The sequence below is a fragment of the Streptomyces sp. NPDC002784 genome (assembly GCF_053592135.1).
In genome coordinates this window covers 194,435-200,434 of sequence record NZ_JBSFVD010000013.1, presented here as the reverse complement: position 1 = coordinate 200,434, position 6,000 = coordinate 194,435, and the positions used below count along the sequence as shown (strand labels likewise).

General features: G+C 69.7%; 8 protein-coding genes. 4 read left to right on the top strand and 4 right to left on the bottom strand.

Translation table 11 applies throughout. The annotated features are described in order from the left end of the window. Positions 1-85: 85 nt before the first annotated feature. Together trxB and ACWD1Z_RS22990 are read right to left on the bottom strand one after the other, a co-directional pair. Entirely contained in the window at positions 86-1,078 is a 993-nt protein-coding gene (trxB, locus tag ACWD1Z_RS22995; RefSeq protein WP_451121324.1) for a thioredoxin-disulfide reductase, read from the bottom strand. Beyond that, on the bottom strand, positions 1,075-1,488 hold the full coding sequence (locus ACWD1Z_RS22990) for an arsenate reductase ArsC (RefSeq protein ID WP_451121322.1): 414 nt from the start codon (positions 1,486-1,488) through the stop codon (positions 1,075-1,077). The genes trxB and ACWD1Z_RS22990 overlap by 4 nt, the downstream gene beginning before the upstream one ends. A gap of 92 nt (positions 1,489-1,580) precedes the next feature. On the opposite strand from ACWD1Z_RS22990, the gene ACWD1Z_RS22985 reads away from it, so the two are divergent. The 4 genes from ACWD1Z_RS22985 to ACWD1Z_RS22970 are packed head-to-tail and all read left to right on the top strand — an operon-like array spanning position 1,581 to position 4,307. Further along, positions 1,581-1,889 (top strand): ArsR/SmtB family transcription factor, encoded by a 309-nt coding sequence (locus tag ACWD1Z_RS22985; RefSeq protein ID WP_451121320.1) that lies wholly within the window; start codon positions 1,581-1,583, stop codon positions 1,887-1,889. Next, the gene (gene arsB / locus ACWD1Z_RS22980; RefSeq protein WP_451121318.1) at positions 1,886-2,995 is read left to right on the top strand and encodes an ACR3 family arsenite efflux transporter; all 1,110 of its coding nucleotides are present in this window, start codon (positions 1,886-1,888) and stop codon (positions 2,993-2,995) included. Before ACWD1Z_RS22985 ends, arsB begins: the two co-directional genes overlap by 4 nt. Continuing rightward, positions 2,995-3,246 carry a DUF2180 family protein gene (locus ACWD1Z_RS22975; protein WP_451121316.1) on the top strand — a complete coding sequence of 84 codons (252 nt, stop codon included), beginning with the start codon at positions 2,995-2,997 and terminating at the stop codon, positions 3,244-3,246. Before arsB ends, ACWD1Z_RS22975 begins: the two co-directional genes overlap by 1 nt. Beyond that, positions 3,243-4,307 carry an ArsO family NAD(P)H-dependent flavin-containing monooxygenase gene (locus ACWD1Z_RS22970; protein ID WP_451121334.1) on the top strand — a complete coding sequence of 355 codons (1,065 nt, stop codon included), beginning with the start codon at positions 3,243-3,245 and terminating at the stop codon, positions 4,305-4,307. The genes ACWD1Z_RS22975 and ACWD1Z_RS22970 overlap by 4 nt, the downstream gene beginning before the upstream one ends. A 142-nt stretch (positions 4,308-4,449) precedes the next feature. Here the strand turns inward: ACWD1Z_RS22970 and ACWD1Z_RS22965 are convergent, their stop codons facing one another. Further along, complete coding sequence (locus ACWD1Z_RS22965) at positions 4,450-4,827, bottom strand: ArsR/SmtB family transcription factor (RefSeq protein WP_451121314.1); 378 nt, start codon at positions 4,825-4,827, stop codon at positions 4,450-4,452. A 49-nt stretch (positions 4,828-4,876) separates the two neighbouring features. Continuing rightward, complete coding sequence (locus tag ACWD1Z_RS22960) at positions 4,877-5,932, bottom strand: flavin-containing monooxygenase (RefSeq protein WP_451121312.1); 1,056 nt, start codon at positions 5,930-5,932, stop codon at positions 4,877-4,879. Between the last annotated feature and the right edge of the window lie 68 nt (positions 5,933-6,000).

Genomic DNA, 6,000 nt, shown 5'->3' with positions numbered 1-6,000 from the left:
GCGTCAACGTCCTGTGGGCTCTGATCCGTGACCGACGGTGTTACGAAGTGACACCCCCAGCGACTACGGCAGCTTGACAACAGCATTAGGAAGCGACGGCGGTCTTGTCCGGCTCGGCGACGGTCGCCTCGGTGTCCGCGAGGGCGGCCAGGTACCGCTCGGCGTCCAGCGCGGCCGCGCAGCCGGAACCGGCCGCGGTGATGGCCTGGCGGTAGGTGTGGTCGACGACGTCGCCGGCGGCGAAGACGCCGGGGATGTTGGTGCGTGTGGAGGGGGACTGGACCTTCAGGTAGCCGTTCTCGTCCAGGTCCAGTTGGTCCTTGAAGAGTTCGGTGCGCGGGTCGTGCCCGATCGCGATGAACAGGCCGGTCACGTCCAGGTCGCGGGTCTTGCCGGTGAAGGCATCGCGCAGGACGACGCCGGCGAGCTTGCCGTCCTTCTCCTTGATCTCGGCGATCTCGCTGTCGAAGGCGAAGGAGATCTTGTCGTCGGCGAAGGCGCGGTTCTGCATGACCTGGGAGGCGCGCAGGGTGGAGCGGCGGTGGACGACGGTGACCGAGCGGGCGAAGCGGGTGAGGAAGGTGGCCTCCTCCATGGCGGTGTCGCCGCCGCCTACCACCACGATGTCGCGGTCGCGGAAGAAGAAGCCGTCGCAGGTCGCGCACCAGGACACGCCGCGGCCGGACAGTTCGTCCTCGCGCGGCAGGCCGAGCTTGCGGTAGCCGGAGCCGGTCGCGACGATCACGGCCTTGGCCCGGTGGACCGTGCCCGCAGTGTCGGTGACGGTCTTGATGTCCCCGGTCAGGTCGACCTCGACGATGTCGTCGTCGACCATCTCGGCGCCGAAGCGTTCGGCCTGGGCCCGCATGTTCTCCATGAGGACCGGGCCGTCGACGCCCTCGGGGAAGCCGGGGAAGTTCTCGACCTCGGTGGTCGTGGTCAGCGCCCCGCCGACGAAGATCGCGCCGCCGAAGACGAGCGGCTTGAGTTCGGCGCGGGCGGTGTAGAGGGCGGCGGTGTATCCGGCGGGGCCGGAACCGATGACGATGACCTCGCGGACGTCCGTGCTGATGTTCATGCGGTCGGCTCCGGCGCGATCTCCTTGATCAGGCCCTCGACCAGCACCTTGATCTCGTCCCGGATCGGGCGGACGGCCTCGACGCCCTGGCCCGCCGGGTCCTCCAGCGTCCAGTCCAGGTATCGCTTGCCGGGGAAGACCGGGCAGGTGTCGCCGCAGCCCATGGTGATGCAGACGTCCGACTCCTTCACGGCGTCGATGGTGAGCATCTTCGGGACCTCGGCGGAGATGTCGATGCCGACCTCGCGCATGGCCTCGACGGCGGCCGGGTTGACGTTGTCGCCCGGGTTGGAGCCGGCGGAGCGTACCTCGACGCGGTCCCCGGCCAGGTGGGTCAGCCACGCGGCGGCCATCTGGGAACGGCCGGCGTTGTGGACACAGACGAAGAGCACGGAGGGCTTGTCGGACATCAGGAGGTCTCTCTTGTCTCACGACGGCATCAGGCGCAAATGAACTCAGCACCCGGTGGTGTCAGCCACCACTGATGTGAGAGTATCAGTCCATGATGACGTCAGTCGACACTGATCTGATGCGAGTCCTCGCCGACCCGCTCCGCCTCCAGATCGTCACCCTTCTCGCCAAGGAGACGCTCTGCTCCACGCACCTGATCGAAGAGACCGGTGCGAAGCAGACCAACGTCTCTAACCACCTGAAGGTGCTGCGCGAGGCCGGGGTCGTCGAGACGGAACCGTGCGGCCGGTACACGTACTACAAGCTGCGCCCTGACGTCATCGCCCAGCTCGCCGGCCAGTTCGCCGACCTGGCCGAGTCCGCTCGCAATGCCGCCGAAAACAAGAGGGCCTGCCCGTGACCCCCACTGAAACAGCCGTGACCGCCGAGGAGCCCTCGGTCGTCGCGAAGCTGTCGACGCTCGACCGTTTCCTCGCCGTCTGGATCCTTGTCGCCATGGGCCTCGGCCTCGGCCTGGGCAGGCTCATCCCCGGCCTGAACGACGCCCTGGCGAAGGTCGAGATCGGCGGCATCTCCCTGCCGATCGCCGTCGGCCTGCTGATCATGATGTACCCGGTCCTGGCCAAGGTCCGCTACGACAAGCTCGACGCCGTCACCGGCGACAAGAAGCTCATGGTCTCGTCGCTGGTCATCAACTGGATCGTCGGCCCGGCCATCATGTTCGCGCTGGCCTGGATCTTCCTGCCCGACCTGCCCGAGTACCGCACCGGCCTGATCATCGTCGGCCTCGCCCGCTGCATTGCCATGGTCATCATCTGGAACGACCTCGCCTGCGGCGACCGCGAAGCCGCCGCCGTACTCGTGGCCCTGAACTCGGTCTTCCAGGTACTGGCGTTCGGCCTGCTGGGTTGGCTCTACCTCGACCTGCTGCCGGGCTGGCTCGGCCTGGGCGACGGCGAGCACCTCGACATCTCCATGTGGAAGATCGCCCTGAACGTCGTCATCTTCCTCGGCGTCCCGCTGCTGGCCGGGTTCCTCACCCGCCGCATCGGAGAGCAGAAGCTCGGCCGCGAGAAGTACGAGTCCAACTTCCTCCCGAAGATCGGCCCCTGGGCCCTGTATGGCCTCCTCTTCACGATCGTCATCCTCTTCGCCCTGCAAGGGAAGACGATCACCTCGCAGCCGCTGGACGTGGCCCGCATCGCGCTTCCGCTGCTGGTGTACTTCGCGGTGATGTGGTTCGGCACGTTCGCCCTCGGCAAGGTCATCGGCCTGGCCTACGACCGCACCGCGACCCTCGCGTTCACCGCGGCCGGCAACAACTTCGAGCTGGCCATCGCGGTCGCCATCGCCACCTTCGGCGTCACCTCCGGCCAGGCCCTGTCCGGCGTGGTCGGCCCGCTCATCGAGGTGCCGGTGCTGGTGGCGCTCGTGTATGTCTCCCTGGCCTGGCGGCGGAAGTTCAGCGCCGCACAGCAGCTGACGCCGGCGCGGCAGGAGGGCTGATGCACTGCCTGGACTGTTACAGCGCAGAACGGCAGACACCCGCACTTGGCGTCTGTCAGCAGTGCGGCAGCGCGGTGTGCGGGGAGCACTCCCAGCTGGGCGAACAGTTCCTGACCTGCATCAAGCCCGTCTCCCGCACCCACTTCGTCGACCCGCCGGTGCGGCGTCTGCTGTGCCTGCGCTGCACGCAGGCCCATGAGGCGTACGCCGCATGCTGCCCAGCATCCGCGCACACAGCTCGGACGCCATGACGGGCATCACCCATACAACGCAGGTGGTGGTGATCGGCGGCGGCCAGTCCGGGCTCGCCGCCGGCTACCACCTGCGCCGCCTCGGCTTGGACTTCGTCATCCTCGACGCCCAGTCCACGCCGGGCGGCGCCTGGCAGCACGCCTGGGACTCCCTGCACCTGTTCTCCCCGGCCACCTACTCCTCCCTGCCGGGTCGTCCGATGCCGCTACAGGCGGGGCAAACGTACCCGGACGCAGGCCATGTGGTCGGCTACCTGACCGAGTACGAGCAGCGGTACGACCTTCCGGTGCACCGCCCCGTACGCGTCACCGGGGTTCACCGCGACGGCGAGTTCCTGCGTGTCGAGACGGACGCGGGCGTCTGGCAAGCCCGGGCCGCCATGAGCGCCACCGGGACCTGGTGGCGCCCCTTCCTGCCCGCCGTCCCCGGCCGAGCGGACTTCCGCGGGCGCCAGCTGCACACGGTGGAGTACCGCAGCCCACGCGACTTCGCAGGACAGCGCGTCGTCGTGGTCGGCGGCGGCAACTCCGGTGCCCAGATCGCCGCCGATCTGGCGTACGAGACGGAGCTGACCTGGGTGACCCAGCGTCCGCCCCGCTTCCTCGCCGACGACATCGACGGCCGCGCCCTTTTCGACGCGGCCACCGCCCGCCGACGCGCCCTCGAAGAGGGCCGCACCGACACCGGCGGCGTCGCGTCACTGGGCGACATCGTCGCCGTACCGCCCGTCCGCGAAGCCCGCGACGCCGGACGACTGAAGGCGGCACCCATGTTCGTACGCCTCGACCGCGACGCAGCCGTCTGGGCCGACGGCACCCGGGCCCAGGCGGACGCGGTCATCTGGTGCACGGGCTTCCGCCCGGCACTCTCTCATCTGGCACCGTTGGGGCTGCGCGGGGTTCGCGGCCACATCGCCACTGAGGGAACGCGGGCCGTGGACGAGCCGCGGGTGCACCTGCTCGGATATGGCGACTGGACCGGCCCCGCCTCCGCCACGCTCATCGGCGTCGGGCGTCCTGCCCGCGAAGCCGCCCGCGACATCGCGGCCCTGCTCGCGTAGGACCCGACCGCCCGAGGATCCCTTCTGGGCCCACCGGCATCGGTCCGTACCGTGCCAGGGCCGTCTGCCGGAACGGCCCCGCGTCGTCAGCGGGAGCGGATTATCACGTCGCCAGCTGTACGGGGGTGCCAGCGTTCACGGTTCAGACCGCGGCTGGTGCGATGGTCAGCAGCTTGCCCATCGCGGCCAGCACGGACGGCTCGACCCGGTAGTAGACCCAGGTGCCGCGCCGCTCGGAGGTGAGCAGCCCGGCCTCCTTGAGCTTCTTCAGGTGGTGGGACACGGTCGGCTGCGAGACGCCGACGTCGGAGATGTCGCACACGCACGCCTCGCCACCCTCGTGCGAGGCCACTGCGGAGAACAGTCTCAGCCGCACCGGATCGCCCAGCGCCTTGAACATCCGCGCGGCCGTCTCGGCCTCCTCCGCGGTGAACGGGCGCTCGGTGAGCGGCGGGCAGCACGGTGCTGCGGCCTGACCATCAGCGGGGCCCAGCAGCGGCAGCACCTTCGTATTCGACATGCATCTATGTTGACACATGTCGAACCAGTGGGGCGAGGGCTGGGCGGCTTCAGGTGCGGGACAGGTGGGCGGCGATGCGCTGCGCAGCTCGGGCGGCATCCCTCCCGACCCCGCGCAAAGAGTTCGACGACAGGCTGCGCTGCCACTCCAGCCCGACATACGCCAGCCCCGCGTGCGTCAGCGACATCCCCTCCCGGTGGCGAGGGTGCCCTGTGACATCGAGGGTGCCGAGCGGGGTGAGGTAGCCCAGGTCGGGGCGGTAGCCGGTGGCCAGCACGATCGCGTCCACCTCCTCCGTGCTTCCGTCGGCCCAGGTGACCTTGGTGCCGTCGATACCGGTGAACACCGGGCGCCGGTCCGGTCGTCCGGAGGTGACGGCGGCCCGGTAGCGGCCGTAGTCGATGACCAGCTGGGTCGGCGGCGCGGAAAGGAAGCGGCCGGCGGGTAGCGTGTCGAGCCCGGTGCGGGCCAGCCACCAGTGCAGGTCCCGGCCCAGGATGCGCTGCCGGGCGAACCGCACCGGATGCCGCGCCGCGAGCGTCACCCGAGCCCGCCCGGCGAGCTCGGCGGCGATCTGCACCGCGGAGTTCCCGGCACCGACCACCACGACCCGCTGCCCGTCGAACGGCTCGGGCGCGCGGTAGTCGGCGGCATGCAGCAGGGTTCCGGTGTAGGTATCCAGCCCCGGAAGGTCCGGCTGGTGGGGGTGGCCGAAGGTGCCGGTCGCCGCGATCACGGCGCGCGCCGCCAGCTGCCCGCCGCCCTCCAGGTCCAGCGTGAACGCGCCGCCTTCGAGGCGGACTTCACGTACCCGGGTCCGGGTGCGGATGTCGGCGTCCAGCCGGTCGGCGCAGCGCAGCAGATAGGCGACGACCTCGTCGCGGTGCGGGTAGCGGTCCGGGTCGCCGCCGAACGGCAGCCCGGGCAGGGAGCTGTACCGGGCCGGCGAGAAGAGGGTGAGGCTGTCGTAGTAGCGCGGCCATGAACCTGCCGCCCGCTCCGACGCCTCCAGTACCACCGGCTGAAGTCCCTGCCCGCGAAGGGCGTGCGCGGCGGCCAGCCCGGACTGGCCACCACCGATCACCGCGACATCGACCTGTTCCACGATCCCTACCCCCTGAATTTGATGAATGTCTATGTTGACGCCCATCAATACAGGTGCCATGCTGGGTC

What these genes read in the sequence shown, in the direction of transcription:
- ACWD1Z_RS22965 (WP_451121314.1), bottom strand. Translation starts at nt 4,827, where the DNA reads ATGTCGAATACGAAGGTGCTGCCGCTGCTGGGCCCCGCTGATGGTCAG.
- ACWD1Z_RS22975 (WP_451121316.1), top strand. Translation starts at nt 2,995, where the DNA reads ATGCACTGCCTGGACTGTTACAGCGCAGAACGGCAGACACCCGCACTT.
- ACWD1Z_RS22985 (WP_451121320.1), top strand. Translation starts at nt 1,581, where the DNA reads ATGATGACGTCAGTCGACACTGATCTGATGCGAGTCCTCGCCGACCCG.
- ACWD1Z_RS22990 (WP_451121322.1), bottom strand. Translation starts at nt 1,488, where the DNA reads ATGTCCGACAAGCCCTCCGTGCTCTTCGTCTGTGTCCACAACGCCGGC.
- ACWD1Z_RS22970 (WP_451121334.1), top strand. Translation starts at nt 3,243, where the DNA reads ATGACGGGCATCACCCATACAACGCAGGTGGTGGTGATCGGCGGCGGC.
- trxB (WP_451121324.1), bottom strand. Translation starts at nt 1,078, where the DNA reads ATGAACATCAGCACGGACGTCCGCGAGGTCATCGTCATCGGTTCCGGC.